Genomic DNA, 18332 nt, shown 5'->3' on the forward strand with positions numbered 1-18332 from the left:
GCGTTTAACCTGCTGAAAATAAGGCTAAAAGAGTGAATCAAATAAGGTATTTGGTGGGCGATACTAATGCTGTTGAGAATTATTATCAACTAATGTTTGAATTATAACCAGCAGCTAGTCTTCAGGATCAGCGCCGGTTAACCAGTTATCCACAGGCGTAATCCAAGCGGGTTCAGCGTTAGCGCCAAACCAAGAGTCCACAGCAAAGGCTTGCTGGTTATCTAGCTGAACGATGGTAGCACTGTTATGGGGGGCATTTAATGTGAAGGGGCCGCGGTGAACATTTCCGCCTGGTCGGTGGAAATGTAACAGGTTCATCTGTTGTAAGATTAAAAGATAACGCGTGGTATTTAGGCTTTCTGCGACACAATCTAATTGGTTTGAGCCACTAATAAAGGAGGTGTTATTGGCTGCTTGATCACCGAAAGTCCGTAGCTTCGGACCTGTTATTTTTTCAAATAGACCGATGCCTGTAGCGATTTTTAAACGCTCTTTTTCAGCGGTGGTTGCTGGTGGTGAGAAATGCTGACGAACTTGATCTAGCTCGTCAGCTTCAAATTGAATTGAAGATCTTCGATCACAACCAAAGCTTTTACATAGGGAATAGCGTTTCCCCTCCTCCGTATTGGAGACTTCTACCTCATAGGCTTTAACCCAAGCGGTTGGCGAACTTTGGATGTTGTAGCCACAACCGCTGACAAGCAGTGTGGCTAGGATCAGGTTATTAGCCTGCGTAATCTTCTTCAAGGTGCTTGTCCTTAAGCTTTACATAGTTTCCAGCAGTATAGCTGAAGAAGGAGCGCTCTTTTTCCGTGAGGGCTCGTTGTTGCTTGGCTGGACGGCCAACGTAAAGGTAACCGCTTTCTAGCTTCTTACCCGGTGGGACTAGAGAACCAGCGCCGATAATGACTTCGTCTTCAACAATAGCGCCATCCATCACCATCGCACCCATGCCTACTAAAACTCGGCTTCCAATGGTGCAGCCATGAAGCATCGCTTGGTGGCCAATGGTGACGTCATCACCGATGATCAATGGGAAACCGTCTGGGTTATAGGGGCCAGCATGGGTAATGTGTAAAACTGAACCGTCTTGCACACTGGTACGTGCGCCAATACGAATGCGGTGCATATCGCCACGGATTACGGTGAGTGGCCAGATCGAGCAATCGTCACCAATCTCGACATCTCCAAGCACAACCGCGCTAGGATCAACAAAAACTCGCTCTCCTAGTTTGGGAGTGAAGCCTTGATAAGTACGTACATTCATAATTATTGCTCGCTAGAAATTGGGAAGTATCTATTATGAAATAGCTTAGGGGAATTGAAAAATTAAGATTTAGTCCCATGTAATAGGAACGATATCTCGCCGATGGAGCTAGCTTTATATGAGTAACCCAATGCTTGAACCACAGTTGTTACCAGCATTTAGTCAGATTAAACCTGATCAAATCGAAGCCGCAATCGATCAATTGCTGGCAGACAGCAGAGAGACGGTAGAACGCATTCTGCAGGAGCTGTCCGTACCTAGCTGGGATTCTCTAGTTGCCCCCCTCGAAGAGATGAATGACCGCCTGGCTAAAGCATGGTCCCCTGTTTCGCACATGAACTCGGTTGTGAATAGCGATGAGCTGCGTGATGCTTACAATGCGTGCTTGCCTAAACTGTCCCAATACTGGACAGAGATGGGTCAGCATCAAGGTCTGTACCAAGCCTTTAATCAGCTTGCTGAAAGTGAGCAATTTGCCCAGTTAAGTGAAGCGCAGCAGAAAGTCGTCAACAATACTCTACGTGACTTCCGTCTGTCCGGTATCGCTCTGAACCCAGAAGAGCAGCAGCGTTACGCTGAACTGCAACAGAAACTGTCTGAGCTGACAACTAAGTTCTCTGAAAACGTCATGGATGCCAGCGATGACTGGAGCAAACTACTGACCTCAGAATCTGATCTTGCGGGCCTGCCGCCTATGGCGTTAGCCGCGGCAAAACAGATGGCTGCAGCGAAAGAGCAAGAGGGTTGGTTGGTAACGTTGGACTTCCCTTCTTACCTAGCGACGATCACTTATGCGGATGATCGTGAACTACGTAAAGAGATCTATACCGCCTTCTCTACCCGTGCTTCTGATCAAGGCCCGGGTGAAGGTAAATGGGATAATACAGACGTTATCTCTCAACTTTTAGAACTACGTTTAGAGCTCGCGCAGTTGCTTGGTTTTGGTAACTACGCTGAATACTCGTTAGCGACAAAAATGGCTGAAAACACTGACCAGGTTGTGCAGTTCTTGAATGATCTTGCTGAGAAAAGCCTACCTGTTGCTAAACAAGATTTTGAGCAGCTTTGTGAGTTTGCGAAAGCTGAATTTGGCGCAGAAGATCTGCAAGCATGGGATCTAGCTTACTACGGCGAGAAATTGAAGCAGGCGAAATACTCTATTTCTGAAGAGCAGATCCGCCCTTACTTCCCTCTTCCCAAGGTATTGGAAGGTCTGTTTGCGGTTACCGGTAAACTATTTGATATCGAAATGCGTGAAGTCGACGAGTTCGACCGTTGGCATGATGATGCGCGTTTATTTGAAATTAGCCGCAATGGTGAAGTGATCGCTCGCTTCTTTATGGATCTGTATGCCCGTGAAAAGAAACGTGGCGGCGCTTGGATGGATGATTGCCGTGTGCGTCGTCGTCTAGATGATGGTTCTCTGCAGCTACCAGTGGCTTATTTGGTATGTAACTTCAGCTCTCCAGTAGGTGATGATCCTGCCCTTCTGAATCACAATGAAGTGACCACCCTATTCCATGAATTTGGTCACGGTTTGCATCACATGCTGACCCAAATCGAAACGGCTGACGTAAGTGGTATTAATGGTGTGGCTTGGGATGCGGTTGAGCTACCAAGTCAGTTCCTAGAGAATTGGTGCTATGAGCCAGAAGCACTGGCATTGATCTCTGGTCACTATCAGACAGGTGAAACGCTACCACAAGAACTTTTGGACAAGATGCTGGCGGCACGTAACTTCCAGTCCGGCATGATGATGGTACGCCAGTTGGAGTTCTCTCTGTTCGATTTCCTTTTACACCGTGATTACCAGCCTGGAGAAACGGTTGTTCAAGAGGTTTTGAATAAAGTACGTAGTCAGGTAGCCGTGATTACTCCGCCTGCGTTTAATCGCTTCCAGCATAGCTTTAGCCATATTTTTGCAGGCGGTTATTCTGCGGGTTACTACAGTTATAAATGGGCAGAGGTTCTATCGGCAGATGCATTCTCCCGTTTTGAAGAAGATGGCATCTTTAATACGGATACTGGTGCAGATTTCCGTAAGAACATTCTAGAAATGGGCGGTTCTCGCGAACCTATGGAGCTGTTTGTTGAGTTCCGCGGTCGTGAACCGCAAGTTGATGCACTACTTCGCCACAGTGGAATTACCGAGTAATTAAAATGACAGTTATTAAACGATTTATAGCGGGTGCTGTTTGCCCACGATGCGGTGAGATGGATTGTATTCGCACTTACCGTGATGAAGAGCGTGAGTACAAAGAGTGCGTGCGTTGTGATTACGAAGATTCCATGCGTTTAGATGGAGAGCCAGATACCGCTGTAGAAGAACTGGAAACACGCGTCAATCGTGAAAATAAGCCTGAAATTGAGGAAGGCGCGCAGCCCCTGATGTTTACGGTAAACCCCGGTGCAAAACGGAAAGATCACTAATATAAAATAGGGGCTTAAAAGCCCCTATTTTTTTGTAACTCTTTAGATAATACCTATTTAGTCACCGTTTACCGGTAAACCAATTTCCTGATCGATGATCACCTCGTTTACTGAGGCTTATCTGGTATGATCCCGCTTTCTCAAGCTACGTTTCAAAGTCTAAAGCCATGTTTATAACTGCCGTGCCCATCGCTATTCGCTATATGCTGCTATCCGCGCTTGGTTTTGCCTTGATGGCTGCCTGCGTTAAAGCGGTGTCGGGTTATGGCATTCCGGTTTTGGAAATAGTGGCTGCTAGGGCTCTGGTGTCCTTAGGTTTAAGTTACCTAGATGTTAAACGTAAACGCATCTCTATCTGGGGGCAGGATAAGCCGCTCCTGCTGGCGAGGGGTGTTGTGGGTGCTTTGGCTCTAGTTTGCGTTTATTACTCTGTCACGACCCTCTCATTAGCTGACGCAACGGTATTGCAGTACACCTATCCAGCATTTACAGCTGTCTTAGCTTTGTTGTTTTTGGGAGAGCGGATCAAGCTAGCGACGATGTTGTGTATGTTGCTCAGTTTTGTCGGGGTTATTGTGATGATGCGACCGGGTGAAGCGGGATTAATTGGTTTGCCAATGTTAAGCCTGTTCGCTGCGTTAGCGGGGGCTTTAGGGAGTGCCATCGCTTATGTGATCGTGCGTAAACTGAGTCAAACGGAAGATAGCTCCGTCATTATCTTTTATTTCCCGCTGGTGGCGTTACCAACCTCGTTACTGCTGTTGGGTGGTGACTTTGTCATGCCTGGAATGGAAGCGCTGTTACTTTTGCTGTTAGTGGGGATATTTACTCAAGTTGGGCAGATTGGATTAACTAAAGCGATGGCAGCAGAAGAGGCGGGCAAAGCGAGTGCTTATGCTTATGTTCAGGTGATCTTTTCTGCGATTTTGGGTGTTATATTTTTTGAAGAGATCCCGACTTTGTGGACGATTATTGGCGGCTGTTTGATTCTGGCAGGAGCGTTAATCAACGCCTTATGGAAGCGTTGATTAACATTGCCAGTTTATACAGCTCGGCGCAAAGGAAGCGCGTAGAGTAGAACAAAGATAAGTAGGGATACCACCACAACTGATGGACCGGCAGGGGTGTCGAAATGCCATGATAGTCCTAAGCCTCCACCCACTGACAAACTACCGACGACAGCGGCTCCAATTGCCATCTGCTCGGGACTTTGGGCTAAGCGCCTTGCTGCGGCTGCAGGGATAATCAGCAATGAGGTTATTAGCAGTAGGCCTACAATCTTCATTGCTACCGCGATAATGACAGCGATTAAAAGCATCAAAGCTAATCGTGTCCAGGCAACATTCACCCCTTCGACATGAGCCAGTTCTTCATTGATGGTGATTGCTAACAGAGGTTGCCAGAGGAGCTTTAACAGTACCAGCGCGAGGAGGCCACCTCCGTAGATCCAATAGAGATCTTCGACGCCGACAGCGAGTAGATCACCAAACAGATAGGACATCAGATCTACCCGAATATCTAGTAGAGAAACGGCAACTAAGCCTAAAGAAAGCGAACTATGAGCCATGATGCCCAATAGAGTATCTGTAGCTACCATCCGTTGTCTTTGCATCGCGACCAAAATAAGGGCGAGGGCGACACAGCAGAAGATCACGGCTAGGTTGAGGTTTACTTGCAGCATAAAGCCGAAAGAAACTCCAAGTAGAGCGGAGTGTGCGAGGGTGTCACCAAAATATGCCATGCGACGCCAGACTACAAACGAACCTAGTGGACCGGCAATAACCGCAACACCAATACCGCCTAGCAGGGCATAGAAAAGAAAATCAGGCATTAACAACCGCCCTTACAATCATGATCAGAGATAATATCGCCATGATCATCGTGGCGATGGTTATGGTGGTGGCTATAAACGGCTAACTGCTCGCTGCCTTGAATACCAAATAGCTCGGTAAATGATGGATCATTGGTGACGTGCTCAGGGTGACCAGAGCAGCAAATATGGTGATTAATGCAAACCACATGATCTGTTGCTGCCATCACGAGATGAAGATCGTGACTGACCATTAGTACGCCACAACCACGCTCATCACGGATGCGCGCAATCAAGTTATACAGTTCTAACTGACCGTTGATATCGACACCTTGCACCGGTTCATCTAACACTAGCAGATGAGGATCACGGAGTAGGGCGCGGGCAAGTAATACACGCTGCATCTCACCGCCTGACAGATTGTGTACTGCTTGCTTAAGTAACTTCTCAGCGCCAACATCGGCCAGAGTGGCGAGTATTTTTGCTGGGTCTTTACACTGAGTTGTTCTAAGGAAACGATCAACTGTCAGAGGGAACGTATTATCGATCTGTAACTTCTGCGGCATGTAACCGATGCGAAGACCATCTTCCTGCCACAAACTGCCGCTATCAGCTTTGAGTAGGCCGAGTACTACACGAACCAAGGTTGTTTTACCTGCACCATTTGGGCCGATCAGAGTAGTGATACAACCACGATGAAGCTCGGCGTTAATGTCTTGTAAGACATGCTTTTGACCAAAGGAAAGGTTGATGTTTTCGAGTTTGATCAGTGGCTCGTGTGTATGTGGTGAGGGGCTCACTAGGCTGCACTCTGCTGGCAACTTGGGCATACACCCAGTACTTCGATGGATTGTTTCTCGGGTTTAAAACCTAAGGTGTCCGCTTGTTTCTGGATGTCTTGGCTCACCTTTCGTGTATCAATTTCTACCGCGTTATTGCATACACGACAGATCAAAAAGGAGCCTTCGTGATGATCACTTGGGTGAGGGCAGCCAATATAAGCGTTCAGTAAAGCGATACGGTGGACTAAGCCTTGTTCCTGTAAGAACTCTAGCGCTCGATAAACTGTAGGGGGCGCTGAATTAAAGCCAGCAGCGGCTAGTTCGGGTAGAAGCTCGTAGGCACCAAGCGGTTTATGGCTCTGCCAGATAGTCTTTAAAACCAGCTCGCGAATAGGCGTAAAACGCAGGTTACGCTCATTGCAAAGCGAGCGCGCATCTTCCAGTGCTTGCTCAATACATCCATGGTGATCATGTTCAGGATGAAAGGCTAGATCAGTATGTGCCATAGCATTCTTACCCTATAAGTTTGTGTTATATTGTAACCCTTAATCTTCAGAGATGTATTGCGAAAGATGAAAAATATTACCTTACTTTTCTTAGCACTTTTTGCTGCGAGTACAGCGACTGCTAATCAACCCATTCAGGTGGTAGCGAGTGTTAAGCCATTGCAGCTAGTTGTTGAAGGTGTGGTAGGTGAATTAGGGGAGGTTGATTCCTTGATCCCTGCGGGCAGCTCACCGCACCATTACTCGTTAAAGCCATCTGATTTACGCAAGCTAAACACTGCTGATCTAGCGGTTTGGATTGGCCCCGATATGGAGCAGTTTTTAAGTAAAGCACTAGAGCGCTCCAAAGTGCCAACCGTACAACTTTTGGAAGGTTCAGGTGATGGGCATCACGATCATCATGACCACCACGATCAGGATAAACATGATCATCATAATCATGCTGTCGATCCTCACGTATGGATGGATCCTGTAAAAATGCTGAAAGCGGCAGCAGAGATCAAAAAAACCTTAGTGAAGCTTCACCCAGAACAGGCTGATCAATTAGACAAAAATTATCAGCAGTTTGCGGCAGATATCTTAGTTACGGATCGTGCGATTCAAACACAACTTGCAGCGGTGAGAGAGCAAGGTTTTATCGTGTTTCACGATGCCTTTGCGCCTTTTGTTGAGCATTACGATATGAATCAGCGAGGCTACTTTACGGTCGATCCAGCACGTGCACCGGGTGCGAAAAAGTTACAAGCGATTCAAACCTTGCTAAAGGATGATCAAGTCGGTTGTATCTTTACTGAACCGCAGTTTGAAGCGAAGGTTATCCAGCGTATTGTGGCTAAACAACCAGTGAAACTGGGCAAACTAGACCCATTAGCGATCGATATTACTTCTGAACAGGGATATACAGGCTTCCTGAAGCAGCTGGCGAACAATATGGAAACCTGTTTGCGTTAAGCGTAGGAAATATTTACTGGTTGCTCTAGTAGATCGTTAATACGCGCGCACAGTGTCGAGGGTTGATAGGGTTTGACTACATAACTATCAACCCCGACTGTAATGCTTTCATGGATTAGATTGGTTTCGGCATGGGCGGTCAGCATCACAAAAGGGACCTTTTCTAAGCGCTGATCTGCGCGGATTTGGCGTAGTAACTCCATACCGTTCATTTCCGGCATATCCCAGTCACATATTACCAGATCGATATTCATCAGCTTTAAACGTTTTAGCGCTTCTTGGCCATTCGGGCTTTCGACAAACTTACGAAACCCCATCTCTTTGAGAGTCGTCCGGGTAATCATGCGCATGGATTGCATGTCATCTACGATTAAAACTACGGCTTTTTCTGGCGCAACGGTGATTTGGCGCTTTTTACTAGTCATATTTTACAAGTCTACTCTAAAGCCTAGAGGTATATATCTTACTGATAATACTTGGCTTTTAGGTTAGGCCCAACCGTCAATAATATTTAAAAGTGATTTTTTTGATTCTGTTTAATGTGAATCAATTTAGCCTAATGTTCTTCCATCATGTATTTCTGGTTTAAGCCTAAATAGCGTTTTGCGAATTCGTTTGCGGTCATTGGTTTGCCAAATAGATAACCTTGTACCTGATTGCAGCCTTCTGCTCTTAATATCTCAGTTTGATCTTGCTGTTCAACGCCTTCGGCTATAACCGTCAATTTCAGGCTATTGCCGAGGGCAATAATTGCCTGGCAGATAGCATAATCATCAGACTCTTCATCTAAGCCATCAACAAATGACTTATCAATTTTTAACTTAGTTAGCGGTAGACGTTTCAGATAGGAGAGTGATGAATACCCGGTTCCGAAATCGTCCAATGCTAAGCGTAAGCCATGGTGTTTCAGTTGATTTAGCTGGCGAATTGCCTCTTCTGGATCATTTAGGATGCAACTTTCGGTGATTTCTAACTCGAGTAGCCGAGGTGGGAAATCTGTTTTGTTGAGGACACTTTGTACCTGTTGCGGCAGTTGCTGGTGTTCTAATTGTTTTGCAGAAATATTAACGGCTAGCAGTAGATCTGCAGCGCCTTGATCCAACCAAGATTTTACCTGTTGGCAAGCTTGCTCGAGCACCTGAGTTCCTAACTGTTGAATTAGCCCTTTCTCTTCAGCTAACGGAATAAACTTATCTGGTGTGATTAACCCTTTTTGCGGGTGATGCCATCGTGCTAAAGCTTCTACACCTACCAATTTATTAGAGGTGATATCAAATTGAGGTTGGTAGTAGACGGATAACTGTTTATGTTTTAACGCCTCTCGAAGATCGCCTTCGAGCTCCAACCAAGTCAGTGCATGCTGGTTCATGCCTTTATTGTAAAAATTGAAGCAGTTTCCCCCAGCCTTTTTTGCTTGATACATGGCAGTATCGGCATTTTTCATCAACTCAATAGCTTCAGTACCATCGTTAGGATAGATGCTGATACCAATACTGGCGTTTAGATATAAGGTGTGGCCATCATATTCATAAGGAGCTTCCAAACTGGCGATTAATTTACGGGCCAGCTCTGCCGCATCATCCTGTTGATAAAGCTGGTCAATAATGACGGTAAATTCATCCCCGCCAATACGAGCTAACAGATCGGAGCGACGTAGGGATTTAATAAAGCGATTAGCCATTTCAACTAAAACCGCGTCCCCGGTACTGTGGCCTAAGGAGTCGTTTATCTGTTTGAACTTATCCAGATCGATAAAAAAAATAGCGGCTAAGGTTTGATGGTCCCGACAACGTTGTATGGTGAGGTCTAAGTTACGCATAAATAACGAACGGTTAGAAAGGCCGGTAAGACTATCCTGCTCCGCTAAACGTTTTAAGGTGTGCTTTTGTTTTTCTAATTCTGATGTGCGCTTAGATACCTCAGTCTGCAATTGGTCGATAGAAACGGTGCTGTGTTCAAGCTGTTCGGTCATCTCGTTAAAGTGAGCCGCTAAATTTCCGATTTCATCGCTTAGCTCAGCTTCAATCCGGCAACTTGTATTGCCTTGAGCGAGTTCTTGAATACCCGTTTCGATTTGCTCTAAGCGACGACGGAAAAGACGTAGGGTGAGGAACGTCGAAATTGCAATCAATATGGCTAAGCTGAGTAGCATGGACTGAATAATTGCCGCTTTTTGTTGTATGTACTGTTGTGAGTTAGCTAAAGCGCGATGCTCTAAACGAAAGCTCTCTTCACTCATACTCAGTAACGTAGTGTCTAAGCGATCTAATAGGTAGTTATGGCTGTTTAATTGGTTGATCGATAGTTGCGGAGCGCTATGAACATGAGTCATTCGCTTGTATAGCGAACTAATACTCTCGTTTTGATGGCGTAAGCTTTGAATATAGGTTTGTTCATCAGGTCCAAAAGGCTTTAACTCATCTAAATAGGTTTGAAGTTGTTTTTGAATACGAAACCCACGTTCAATAGATTCTAGATCTTTGTAACGCTCATGTAGTCGGAATTGGCTGCGAAGGGCATTTGTTTCAACTTGGATGCGCGAAATGGCATCTACCCGCTTAAACAGATCTGCTCTGTATGCATCCATCCAGCCTAAACCAAGCAACATACTCAAGCAGAGTAGGACGGTAAGGAGGGTTAAGATAATCAGCCGAATTCTTATGGTCATAGTTAGAGCATTATCCTCTGACTTACAGCGAAGATGCGTGTGGATCTATTTTTTGTAGCGCAGAGGCATCAAAAAATTGGATAAAGTCGGGAGCAGTCTCACTGATGACTAACTGCGATTCAATGGCCCAACGTGCCTGCTGTTCAATCGAGCTTACTTGCGATTGATTCAATGACAGCTTGAATAGGTAGTCCTGCCAGATCCAATCAATAAAGGCCTGACTCAGTTGTAGCTTTTCCCTAATAATTATCTGAGATTCCTGAGGATACTCTGCGATGTAATGCACAGCTTTGTTCAAAGCTGCTAATACCTTCTGCTCACTTTCTATGTTACGTGTAGCTCCCTTTAGTCCCACCAAATTAAAACTGAGGTTATAAAGCCCTTTGGTATCTAATGGGCGAGCAGGGTTGTTTCTATTGGATGCTGCGGTAAACGCAAAAGGTTCCCAAACAGATATGGCTGAAACTTCTCCTAAACTCAGTACCTTAGGGAGGTCGACAACGCTATAGGCTTTAGTTAGCACTTTACTTGGATCAACGCCAGATAGGGTTAACCATGTATGTAGGAAGTATTCACTGGCGCTGCCTTCAACAATACCGACGGATTTACCTATTAGGTCTTGAGCTTTAGTGATACCGCTACCCGACAGGCTCATTAGCTTGATGTCATTATCGGACTCCACAAAGCTGCTGAGCACAGTAAAGTGATCATATTTAAAACCATTAAACATAACGACTGAGTTAGAAGCAGTGGCTAGATCGACTTCCTTCTTTAGCAGTGCCGAAAAGCACTTAGTTCCCCCAGCGAGAGGGATGAGATCGGCTTTGACCCCTTCTTCTTTAAAGAACCCCTGCTTCTCCGCAATATAAAATGGAGCAGATAGTGGGGTCGTTGAAACTGCAATCTTTACTGCAGGAAGTTCTGTATTGGTTATGATTTTGCTGTCAGTTAATTGGTACCGGAAGAATAAGATAGCAACAACTGCGATGGTAAAGGCGATACCCGCCTTGATGAATCCATTCATGTTGGCCTCAAAACACTGAATACAGTGGTGATTGAAGATTGTTTTAATTAACTAATGTTTAGTATTTGCTCAGAAATGTAAGAGCGCAAGGTTCTATGGCTATTTTCACTATTAATTGTAGGGAAATTGTAAAAGCTATTGCTTAGGATCAATGGCTTTGGGTATTTAGCTTAGTCTGGCATGGGATTAGAATGGGGTAGATACGTTTTGAATAAAGGAATGAAATGAATCAGCCGGTACTTTTTTCTAGGCAGCCGATTTTTGATGTGCATTTAAACACTTATGCATACCAACTGGTTTCTGCTTCTGAGCATTCTGATGAAGATCATCATAGCTCTAATACTGCAGATGTAGTTGTTAATGCCTTCAGTAATCTGTTAGATAATGGCCATGTAAAGTGCCTGCCAGCTTGGGTCAAAGTAGATGCCTCCTGGTTGTACGATGCTCAATTCCCAGAGCTTCCTGTTGATTCTGTGGTGTTCGATTTAACCTTAGCTGCTTTGTCTGTTCCCCATTTGGAAGAGATTCTTAAAGATCTGTCTGTTCAAGGTTACCGTATCTGTATGCCTGCCGATTTTGATTCGGAGCTGCAGCAGTTTGCTCACATTATCAGACTCGATTGCCAAGCATACAGCGCAGATGCACTGGTCGAGCTTGCACAAAAACTCAAACAGCAACCTAGTGTTAAATTGCTAGCAGACAATATCGCAAGCTTTGAGCAATATAATCATTGTAAAACTGCGGGCTTCGATCTGTTTATGGGTTGGTTTTTTGCTGAACCGCAGTTGGTGAGCGGACGCAAATTAGCACGCAACGAATTGGTTATGTTCCAGTTGATCGGAGAAGTGAACAGCTCTGAAGCAACAGTCGATTCTATTGAACAGATTTTACAGCGAGATCCGGAGCTGGTTGCTAGTTTGTTAAAGCTAGTAAACTCCGCGGCCCTCGGAGGTCGTAGAACTATTTCGAGTATTTCCGAAGCTGTTATCAATATTGGCTTAACCGAGCTAAAAAAATGGGTGCTGCTGTTTGCGCTTTGCCATAACAAACAGGTACCAAGCGAGTTGATCGGGCTGCTATTGATCAAAGCGAAGATGTGCCAGTTGATGACAGCAAGGCATAACCATGTGGACTCTGGCACCGCTTTTATGACGGGACTTCTCTCAGGTATAGATGCTGTTCTAGGTATCCCTTTACCTGAGTTATTGGAGCAGTTGCCCGTTCAAGTGGAAGTGAAGCGCGCGGTACAAGGTGGAAATAATCCATTGGGTAAACTGCTCGCTCAAACCGAAGCCTATATCAAGGCAGATTGGGGCCTATTACCCAAAGGGGAAGAATTTCATTTCGTGGCAGATTGTTACACCAAATCCGTAACCTGGAGTTCTGACCTTCTGCAAGAACTGAGTTAGCTCAGTCCTAATTCTGCTTAGGCTAGCTGTTCAGGGGAGCTTTGCTCCTTAGCTTCTAGAGGCATGGTCACGCGGATGTGGAAGCCCGGCTGATCAGCATTTATAAGTTCGATTCTTCCGCCTAATTGCTGTGAGACAATATTAAACACAATCGACATGCCTAAACCGCTGCCACCTTTACCTCTTTTAGTGGTGAAAAATGGCTCGAAAAGCTTTTTGCTCTCTTCTAACGATAAACCACGACCATCATCGTGGTATTCCAGCATGGCATTATGTTCATCTGCATAAGCGCGAACTTTAATGTTGCCGCCCTCTTTGCCTTCAAACCCATGTATGGTCGAGTTATTGATTAGATTGCTCAATATATGGTGAAGCGCGCCAGGATAGCTGTTTAAGTTTATGTCCTCAGGCATATCTATATGGAAGTTCACATTCTGATGTTTGTATTGCGGATAGATGGTTTGAATCGATGACTCAAGGTAGGTTTTGAGATTGAATTGCTGTTTGGCATCGAAACTCTGGTCGGTCGCGATCAATTTAAAGCTAGAGATAAGCTTGCTGGCTTTAATGATATTCGCTTCAAAGAGCGCACTGGACTCATCTATACCATCTAAAAAGTCGGTTAAGTCAGTCTGTGTCAGTTTGCCTTCAGTGAGTTTTTTTCGAATATCTTTACTGTGCTCGCCCTGAAAGCTAGCTGCTGTTCGGCAAACGCCTATAGGTGTATTAATCTCATGGGCTACGCCTGCCACCATATTACCCAAAGCAGCCATTTTCTCGGTTTCTACCAATAGATCTTGAGCAGAGCGCAGTTCGGCCATTGAATCTTCTAGCTGCTGTGTACGTTCTTTAACTTTATCTTCCAGTGTCTCTTTATATTCACGTTCAGTTTCTAGCAACGCATCCCTCTGTTCCACTAACTCCTGTAAGTGGAGCTTGTTTTCGTTGAGCTCTTGGTATGAGTTGTAGATGCTATCTCTCATTTCGTTAATGCTGACTGCTACAGTATCGATTTCATCGTATTTTTCTGGTGGATTTCGTTTATTTAGCGATAGTGGCTTGGAAAGAGTGAATACGTCCATATCGCGTAAGTAGCTAGAAATAGCTTGCAGGTGACGGGTGATATGAAGCCAGACAACAAGCAGAATAAAACCTGCTACTAGGAACGTTTTAATACCGTTACTAATCAGGATAACCCCCGCTTTGCTGATCAAACGGTTGTAAACATTATCTATGCTGGCGGTGACTCGAAGCTGTCCAATATTTTGTGTATTGATGCCTGGAGCACTGTACTCAAGAGGAAGATCTATGGTTCGGGTGGCGCGTGAAATGGGTTTACCTTGTTCCCAACTAGTCTCGCCATCGACCAATATAGAAACGTACTCTATGTCTGGCAGTTGGCTCAGTCCGACCAATTGGGTTTCTATCTGGGAATCATCTAAAGACCACACACTTAGAGTGATCGCCTGTAAGTAGGATGTTTGTATATTGTTGAATTGCTGCTCGATTCGACTGATATCAGCATGGTAGTCCAGAGCAAGCTGCAAGCTGGTGCTAAAAAGGGTGAAAAATGAGCTAAATACAATGATCAGAACCGCAAAGCGCTTACCCAGCCGGCCTGAGATTATCTTGGATGAAACTTTCTTTGGTGAGGTTTCAAACATAGCTTCGGTATCATCCGTTAATCAGGGAAGCGTTCACATATTTGCAAAATCGCATCCAAGTTTTTTTGGAATAATGTAATTAGCTGAGGATCGAACTGTTTGCCGCTTTGCTCCTCCAGCAGGGCGAGCGTTTCTTCTAAAGGCCAATCCTCTTTGTAACAGCGTTTGCTATTGAGTGCGTCGAAAACATCCGCGACAGCAGTGATTCTGCCCGAGAGTGGAATCTCATCTCCAGACAGCCCTCTCGGATAGCCTGTACCATCCCATTTTTCATGGTGTGCGCCAGCAATGCGAGCAGCTAATTGAAATATAGGCCTTTCTGAATGACTTAGCATAGTTTCGCCAATCTCAGCATGAGTCTGCATTACTTTCCACTCATCGGGATCGAGCTTGGCCGGTTTGTTTAGAATTGCATCTGGAATAGCTATCTTGCCAAGATCATGCAGAGGTGAGGCCAAGCGTATATTTTCCACAAACATCTGATTGGTGCCGTAAGCTTCCGCAAGTAGAGCTGATATTTCTGCGACACGCTTAACATGCCCGCCCGTTTCCTTAGAGCGTTTCTCAACCGCCTCCCCTAAGATGTAGATCAGTTCCGCTTGGGTATCCTGAATTTCCTCTTTCAGGAGTAGGGTGTGGTAAGTCGCGATCACATCTGCACTGAATATTTCTAGCAAGTGTTTGGCGTGTTCATCAATATCATTGTGGTGTTTAATGTAGAGGAGGCTTTCAGTACCAGAACTACCTGAATGATAAGCGATATAGCCGTCGAGGGTATGAATAGAACTTTTCTCTCTTAGGGCTTGGCTAAAAACTTTTTGTAAGTCTTCTGGCAGTTCATCTTCATGATATTGGGTCATTGCAGACTCAATATTTTTCTCGACAGAAGCTTCATGCATTAAGGGTTCTAATGCCCCCGTGGCGGCTAGCACAGTAAATTGGGTGGTATCTCGATAAATGCGTCGAGTACAGCAATAAATTGAATCGGGTTCAAAATTCAGTAGTGAAATCAGTTGATTTAGAATTGCTGAAGCTAATCTACTGAGAGAGTTAACTTGGTTAATTTGGCCCATGGCATGAATCACGGTTTCAAGTGATTTGCGTTGGCGGTCTATGGTTTTGATATCACGATAAGAACGCAAAGAAGAGTAGAGTAGGGTTTTAAGCTTAGTACCTGTTAACTCAGTTTTATCTTTGTAGTCATTGATATCGTATTCTTGGATAACCTGCTCTTCTGGTGCTTGCCCTGGCTGACCTGTACGCAAAACGATACGTGTCATATGGTTTGCAAACTCATCTCGTATGGTCCGAACCAGCTTTAAGCCTGCATCATCGGTTTCCATCACAACATCGACTAATGCAAGGGCGATATCGGTGCCATGTTTTTTGCAGAGGTCACGGGCTTCCGTTGCTGATTGAGCTTCAAGTAATTCGATTGGGCGGTTATCAAAGGTTACATTTTTTAGAACGAGGCGAGTAACGCGATGCACGCCCTCCTCATCATCTACGATCAGTACTTTCCAAGGCGATATTCCTTTATCTGGAACTGATGATTCTTCAGCGGCGAAAAGTAAAGTGTTGGTCATCGCATCTTCCTGCTACTACTAAGAGGGTGTGACTTACCCTGAGTAAGTGTAGCCCATACCTAACAATAGGATAGGCTCGGTTGCTATGTCGGACGAATTTACCTTTCCTTGCATACTACCCTTATCCATACTGAATTGTGAACAAAAAATCATCAGCTCGTTTTGGCATACACCATAATTAATTTATTAAATATTTATACACGCGGGTTAAATCAGTACCCAAGTACCATGGTTAATTAGTAGATGCTGAATAAACTGAGATTAAAAGGAACCTCCGAGTAAAACTGACATCAAATGCGTACAGATATTATTCGTAGGCTTATCAACATTACCGGTGGGGAGGTAAGTATGTTGGGTCGAGTTCGGAAAGGATTAGTAACGCTATCAGCTGGTTTCTTGCTTATGTCGGGGGGCTTGCAGGCTGCGCCACTGGATGGCAAAAAAGATATCTTATTAGTGGATAAAAAAGGTCAGCCCATTGTTGTAGGGACTGTGCACTTTAAGCCAGATGAGTCCGGCAGCCACTACAAGCTCCATATGGATCACGATAAATTTCGTGATTATTTTCTCTCTATGAAAGAGATGAAATGTCTAGAAGGCCCAGAATTGTGGTGTCATCTTGCATATCCGTATAAACAACCAAATAGGGTCACTCAAGACGATTTAAGTTGGTTGTCACATGATTTGCTGTTTATGTTTAAGAAAAAAGAGGAGTTTGGCGCGAACTTCTGGAACGGCATCTACTATCACATGAAGGTTGAAGGCGATGAAATTCGAGGTGAGGCGCAAGCTGTAGATTTGAATGTGCTGGCTTCACCGCCGGATGACCTTAACGTACCGCCTATGAATGAAGGTGAGCGTGATGAGATTGACCGCACTAAGCGTTGGTTGCCCGATCTGATTATCCGTTAATAGCTGTTGGCGCGTAAATCAGAGTTCTTTTTGATTGAAAACCGGAGGTGAGATACCACCGGTTTTTTTGTTACTGTTTGCAGACTGTTTTGCATGAATTGATGGAATAAAGAGGGTCTTATGCATAAGTGCTTACAAGGAATAAAGTTCGTTAGCTTTTTATTGCTCTTTACGATCACCAGTATCAATGCGGAGCAAAAATATAATGATGCAGCGGCGCTTAATGGTATCGAACAAGCCAAAGGCGTGTTTTTAATTGACTTTAAAACGGCCAAAACCACCGCGTTCTACATGGATTTAATTGTGGGTACTTATGATGGTTTTAAACGCCAGGGCGTTGAGCCTGAGATTGTCGTCGTGGTCATTGGTCCAACCGTGCAGTTTTTAAGTAAAGAGGCCAAGCCGGAATTAGCATTTGAATATGAAGAGTCATTCGATTCGATTCAGCAGAGTATCAAGGCTCTGGCAGCACGAAATGTCCGCATCGAAATCTGCGCCATCGCCACAGATGTGTTTGACGTTGATAATGACAAACTCCCTCAAGAGCTTGATGTCGTCGCTGACGGCTTTATCTCTCTGATCGGTTGGCAGACACAAGGCTACAAATTAGTACCGGTCTTTTAGCTTAGCGTCAGTCGTTTTGTGTTCAGCTTGAGTCAGTTAAGTTTATTTATTTGATCGAAGGTTTCTCTGCTATGCGTTTATTGATTTTGGCATCGTTGTTTGTTGTTTTGTCAGGCTGTGCCAGTTTAAGCCAAGAAGAGTGTTTAACGGGAGACTGGCAAGGCATCGGTTATCGGGATGGTTTGCAGGGGAAAACAGAAGCCTATCTGGCTGAACATCAGTCGGCTTGTGCAGAATATAAAGTGAGCCTTAATCTTGAGGATTATCTGCAAGGGCGAAAAGAGGGGCTGAAAAGTTACTGCCAACCAGACAATGGCTATCGCTTGGGTCGCCAAGGTAATGAATATGCGTATGTTTGCCCAGCTGATTTAGATGGGGCTTTCTTGGTTAAATATAAACAAGGGCTAGAGTTCTACCAACAAGAAAAAGTGGTCAAAAACCTTGAATCGGATATTCGTAAAAACAAGGCTGAGCAAACCGAACTGAAAGATCAGATTATAAAAACCGAAGCTAAATTGGTTACTGATGGAAAAAGTCGCAGTGAACGTCAGCATCTATTGGATGATCTTAAGGAATTTGCGCAGCGTTTGCCTGACTTGAAATCTGAGCTTTATCGAATGGAAATCGAGTTACAACGGGAAAAAACAGCGCTGCAAAATTTACAATAAGCCTGAACTCCCCAACTTTTTAAGTACGCTC

Annotated in this window: 18 protein-coding genes; 8 read left to right on the top strand and 10 right to left on the bottom strand. The window is 44.8% G+C overall.

Annotated elements, in window-relative coordinates:
- Window positions 1-114: 114 nt before the first annotated feature.
- Complete coding sequence (locus tag ACMXYW_RS00185) at window positions 115-747, bottom strand: hypothetical protein (RefSeq protein ID WP_415904796.1); 633 nt, start codon at window positions 745-747, stop codon at window positions 115-117.
- Complete coding sequence (locus ACMXYW_RS00190) at window positions 725-1267, bottom strand: gamma carbonic anhydrase family protein (protein WP_415904797.1); 543 nt, start codon at window positions 1265-1267, stop codon at window positions 725-727. Before ACMXYW_RS00190 ends, ACMXYW_RS00185 begins: the two co-directional genes overlap by 23 nt.
- Window positions 1268-1385: 118 nt before the next feature.
- Here ACMXYW_RS00190 and prlC point away from each other — a divergent pair, with 118 nt between their 5' ends.
- The 3 genes from prlC to ACMXYW_RS00205 all read left to right on the top strand — a co-directional run bounded on the left by prlC (window position 1386) and on the right by ACMXYW_RS00205 (window position 4725).
- A complete protein-coding gene (prlC, locus tag ACMXYW_RS00195; RefSeq protein WP_415904798.1) occupies window positions 1386-3422 on the top strand; it encodes an oligopeptidase A in 2037 nt (678 codons plus the stop codon).
- 5 nt (window positions 3423-3427) lie between these two features.
- Window positions 3428-3697 (top strand): YheV family putative zinc ribbon protein, encoded by a 270-nt coding sequence (locus ACMXYW_RS00200; protein ID WP_415904799.1) that lies wholly within the window; start codon window positions 3428-3430, stop codon window positions 3695-3697.
- 167 nt (window positions 3698-3864) lie between these two features.
- Window positions 3865-4725, top strand: a complete 861-nt coding sequence (locus ACMXYW_RS00205; RefSeq protein ID WP_415904800.1) for a DMT family transporter — start codon at window positions 3865-3867, stop codon at window positions 4723-4725.
- Between the two features lie 14 nt (window positions 4726-4739).
- On the opposite strand, the gene znuB is transcribed toward ACMXYW_RS00205, so the two are convergent.
- Genes znuB through ACMXYW_RS00220 form a run of 3 tightly spaced genes read right to left on the bottom strand, consistent with a single transcriptional unit; the run spans window position 4740 to window position 6795 of the window.
- Complete coding sequence (gene znuB, locus ACMXYW_RS00210) at window positions 4740-5528, bottom strand: zinc ABC transporter permease subunit ZnuB (protein WP_415904801.1); 789 nt, start codon at window positions 5526-5528, stop codon at window positions 4740-4742.
- The gene (gene znuC, locus ACMXYW_RS00215) at window positions 5528-6337 is read right to left on the bottom strand and encodes a zinc ABC transporter ATP-binding protein ZnuC (protein ID WP_415904802.1); all 810 of its coding nucleotides are present in this window, start codon (window positions 6335-6337) and stop codon (window positions 5528-5530) included. Before znuC ends, znuB begins: the two co-directional genes overlap by 1 nt.
- Entirely contained in the window at window positions 6307-6795 is a 489-nt protein-coding gene (locus ACMXYW_RS00220) for a Fur family transcriptional regulator (protein ID WP_415904803.1), read from the bottom strand. The genes znuC and ACMXYW_RS00220 overlap by 31 nt, the downstream gene beginning before the upstream one ends.
- A gap of 66 nt (window positions 6796-6861) precedes the next feature.
- On the opposite strand from ACMXYW_RS00220, the gene ACMXYW_RS00225 reads away from it, so the two are divergent.
- Window positions 6862-7746, top strand: coding sequence for a zinc ABC transporter substrate-binding protein (locus tag ACMXYW_RS00225; protein WP_415904804.1), 885 nt, complete (start codon window positions 6862-6864; stop codon window positions 7744-7746).
- On the opposite strand, the gene ACMXYW_RS00230 is transcribed toward ACMXYW_RS00225, so the two are convergent.
- The 3 genes from ACMXYW_RS00230 to ACMXYW_RS00240 form a co-directional block, all read right to left on the bottom strand.
- Window positions 7743-8171 carry a response regulator gene (locus ACMXYW_RS00230; protein WP_415904805.1) on the bottom strand — a complete coding sequence of 143 codons (429 nt, stop codon included), beginning with the start codon at window positions 8169-8171 and terminating at the stop codon, window positions 7743-7745. The two genes, ACMXYW_RS00225 and ACMXYW_RS00230, sit on opposite strands and share 4 nt — an antisense overlap.
- Before the next feature lie 131 nt (window positions 8172-8302).
- The gene (locus ACMXYW_RS00235; RefSeq protein ID WP_415904806.1) at window positions 8303-10414 is read right to left on the bottom strand and encodes a putative bifunctional diguanylate cyclase/phosphodiesterase; all 2112 of its coding nucleotides are present in this window, start codon (window positions 10412-10414) and stop codon (window positions 8303-8305) included.
- 22 nt (window positions 10415-10436) lie between these two features.
- A complete protein-coding gene (locus tag ACMXYW_RS00240; protein ID WP_415904807.1) occupies window positions 10437-11438 on the bottom strand; it encodes an ABC transporter substrate-binding protein in 1002 nt (333 codons plus the stop codon).
- A 224-nt stretch (window positions 11439-11662) separates the two neighbouring features.
- Between ACMXYW_RS00240 and ACMXYW_RS00245 the strand changes: the two genes are divergently transcribed.
- Window positions 11663-12847 (top strand): EAL and HDOD domain-containing protein, encoded by a 1185-nt coding sequence (locus ACMXYW_RS00245; RefSeq protein WP_415904808.1) that lies wholly within the window; start codon window positions 11663-11665, stop codon window positions 12845-12847.
- A 17-nt stretch (window positions 12848-12864) separates the two neighbouring features.
- Here ACMXYW_RS00245 and ACMXYW_RS00250 read toward each other — a convergent pair whose 3' ends face one another.
- On the bottom strand, window positions 12865-14511 hold the full coding sequence (locus tag ACMXYW_RS00250; RefSeq protein ID WP_415904809.1) for an ATP-binding protein: 1647 nt from the start codon (window positions 14509-14511) through the stop codon (window positions 12865-12867).
- A 17-nt stretch (window positions 14512-14528) separates the two neighbouring features.
- Window positions 14529-16097, bottom strand: a complete 1569-nt coding sequence (locus tag ACMXYW_RS00255) for a DUF3369 domain-containing protein (RefSeq protein WP_415883005.1) — start codon at window positions 16095-16097, stop codon at window positions 14529-14531.
- A 348-nt stretch (window positions 16098-16445) separates the two neighbouring features.
- Between ACMXYW_RS00255 and ACMXYW_RS00260 the strand changes: the two genes are divergently transcribed.
- From ACMXYW_RS00260 to ACMXYW_RS00270, 3 genes are all read left to right on the top strand, one after another.
- The gene (locus ACMXYW_RS00260) at window positions 16446-17009 is read left to right on the top strand and encodes a hypothetical protein (RefSeq protein ID WP_415897242.1); all 564 of its coding nucleotides are present in this window, start codon (window positions 16446-16448) and stop codon (window positions 17007-17009) included.
- A gap of 120 nt (window positions 17010-17129) precedes the next feature.
- A complete protein-coding gene (locus tag ACMXYW_RS00265) occupies window positions 17130-17633 on the top strand; it encodes a DsrE family protein (RefSeq protein ID WP_415883007.1) in 504 nt (167 codons plus the stop codon).
- 71 nt (window positions 17634-17704) lie between these two features.
- A complete protein-coding gene (locus ACMXYW_RS00270; protein WP_415904810.1) occupies window positions 17705-18301 on the top strand; it encodes a DUF2799 domain-containing protein in 597 nt (198 codons plus the stop codon).
- Window positions 18302-18332 lie beyond the last annotated feature (31 nt).

The organism is Neptuniibacter sp. QD48_55, assembly GCF_047778115.1.
Lineage (GTDB): Bacteria > Pseudomonadota > Gammaproteobacteria > Pseudomonadales > Balneatricaceae > Neptuniibacter.

Excerpts from the sequence above, each read along its gene's own strand:
- ACMXYW_RS00190 (WP_415904797.1), bottom strand. The coding sequence starts at position 1,267 with ATGAATGTACGTACTTATCAAGGCTTCACTCCCAAACTAGGAGAGCGA.
- prlC (WP_415904798.1), top strand. The coding sequence starts at position 1,386 with ATGAGTAACCCAATGCTTGAACCACAGTTGTTACCAGCATTTAGTCAG.
- ACMXYW_RS00200 (WP_415904799.1), top strand. The coding sequence starts at position 3,428 with ATGACAGTTATTAAACGATTTATAGCGGGTGCTGTTTGCCCACGATGC.
- ACMXYW_RS00205 (WP_415904800.1), top strand. The coding sequence starts at position 3,865 with ATGTTTATAACTGCCGTGCCCATCGCTATTCGCTATATGCTGCTATCC.
- znuB (WP_415904801.1), bottom strand. The coding sequence starts at position 5,528 with ATGCCTGATTTTCTTTTCTATGCCCTGCTAGGCGGTATTGGTGTTGCG.
- znuC (WP_415904802.1), bottom strand. The coding sequence starts at position 6,337 with ATGCCCAAGTTGCCAGCAGAGTGCAGCCTAGTGAGCCCCTCACCACAT.
- ACMXYW_RS00220 (WP_415904803.1), bottom strand. The coding sequence starts at position 6,795 with ATGGCACATACTGATCTAGCCTTTCATCCTGAACATGATCACCATGGA.
- ACMXYW_RS00225 (WP_415904804.1), top strand. The coding sequence starts at position 6,862 with ATGAAAAATATTACCTTACTTTTCTTAGCACTTTTTGCTGCGAGTACA.
- ACMXYW_RS00230 (WP_415904805.1), bottom strand. The coding sequence starts at position 8,171 with ATGACTAGTAAAAAGCGCCAAATCACCGTTGCGCCAGAAAAAGCCGTA.
- ACMXYW_RS00235 (WP_415904806.1), bottom strand. The coding sequence starts at position 10,414 with ATGACCATAAGAATTCGGCTGATTATCTTAACCCTCCTTACCGTCCTA.
- ACMXYW_RS00240 (WP_415904807.1), bottom strand. The coding sequence starts at position 11,438 with ATGAATGGATTCATCAAGGCGGGTATCGCCTTTACCATCGCAGTTGTT.
- ACMXYW_RS00245 (WP_415904808.1), top strand. The coding sequence starts at position 11,663 with ATGAATCAGCCGGTACTTTTTTCTAGGCAGCCGATTTTTGATGTGCAT.
- ACMXYW_RS00250 (WP_415904809.1), bottom strand. The coding sequence starts at position 14,511 with ATGTTTGAAACCTCACCAAAGAAAGTTTCATCCAAGATAATCTCAGGC.
- ACMXYW_RS00255 (WP_415883005.1), bottom strand. The coding sequence starts at position 16,097 with ATGACCAACACTTTACTTTTCGCCGCTGAAGAATCATCAGTTCCAGAT.
- ACMXYW_RS00260 (WP_415897242.1), top strand. The coding sequence starts at position 16,446 with ATGTTGGGTCGAGTTCGGAAAGGATTAGTAACGCTATCAGCTGGTTTC.
- ACMXYW_RS00265 (WP_415883007.1), top strand. The coding sequence starts at position 17,130 with ATGCATAAGTGCTTACAAGGAATAAAGTTCGTTAGCTTTTTATTGCTC.
- ACMXYW_RS00270 (WP_415904810.1), top strand. The coding sequence starts at position 17,705 with ATGCGTTTATTGATTTTGGCATCGTTGTTTGTTGTTTTGTCAGGCTGT.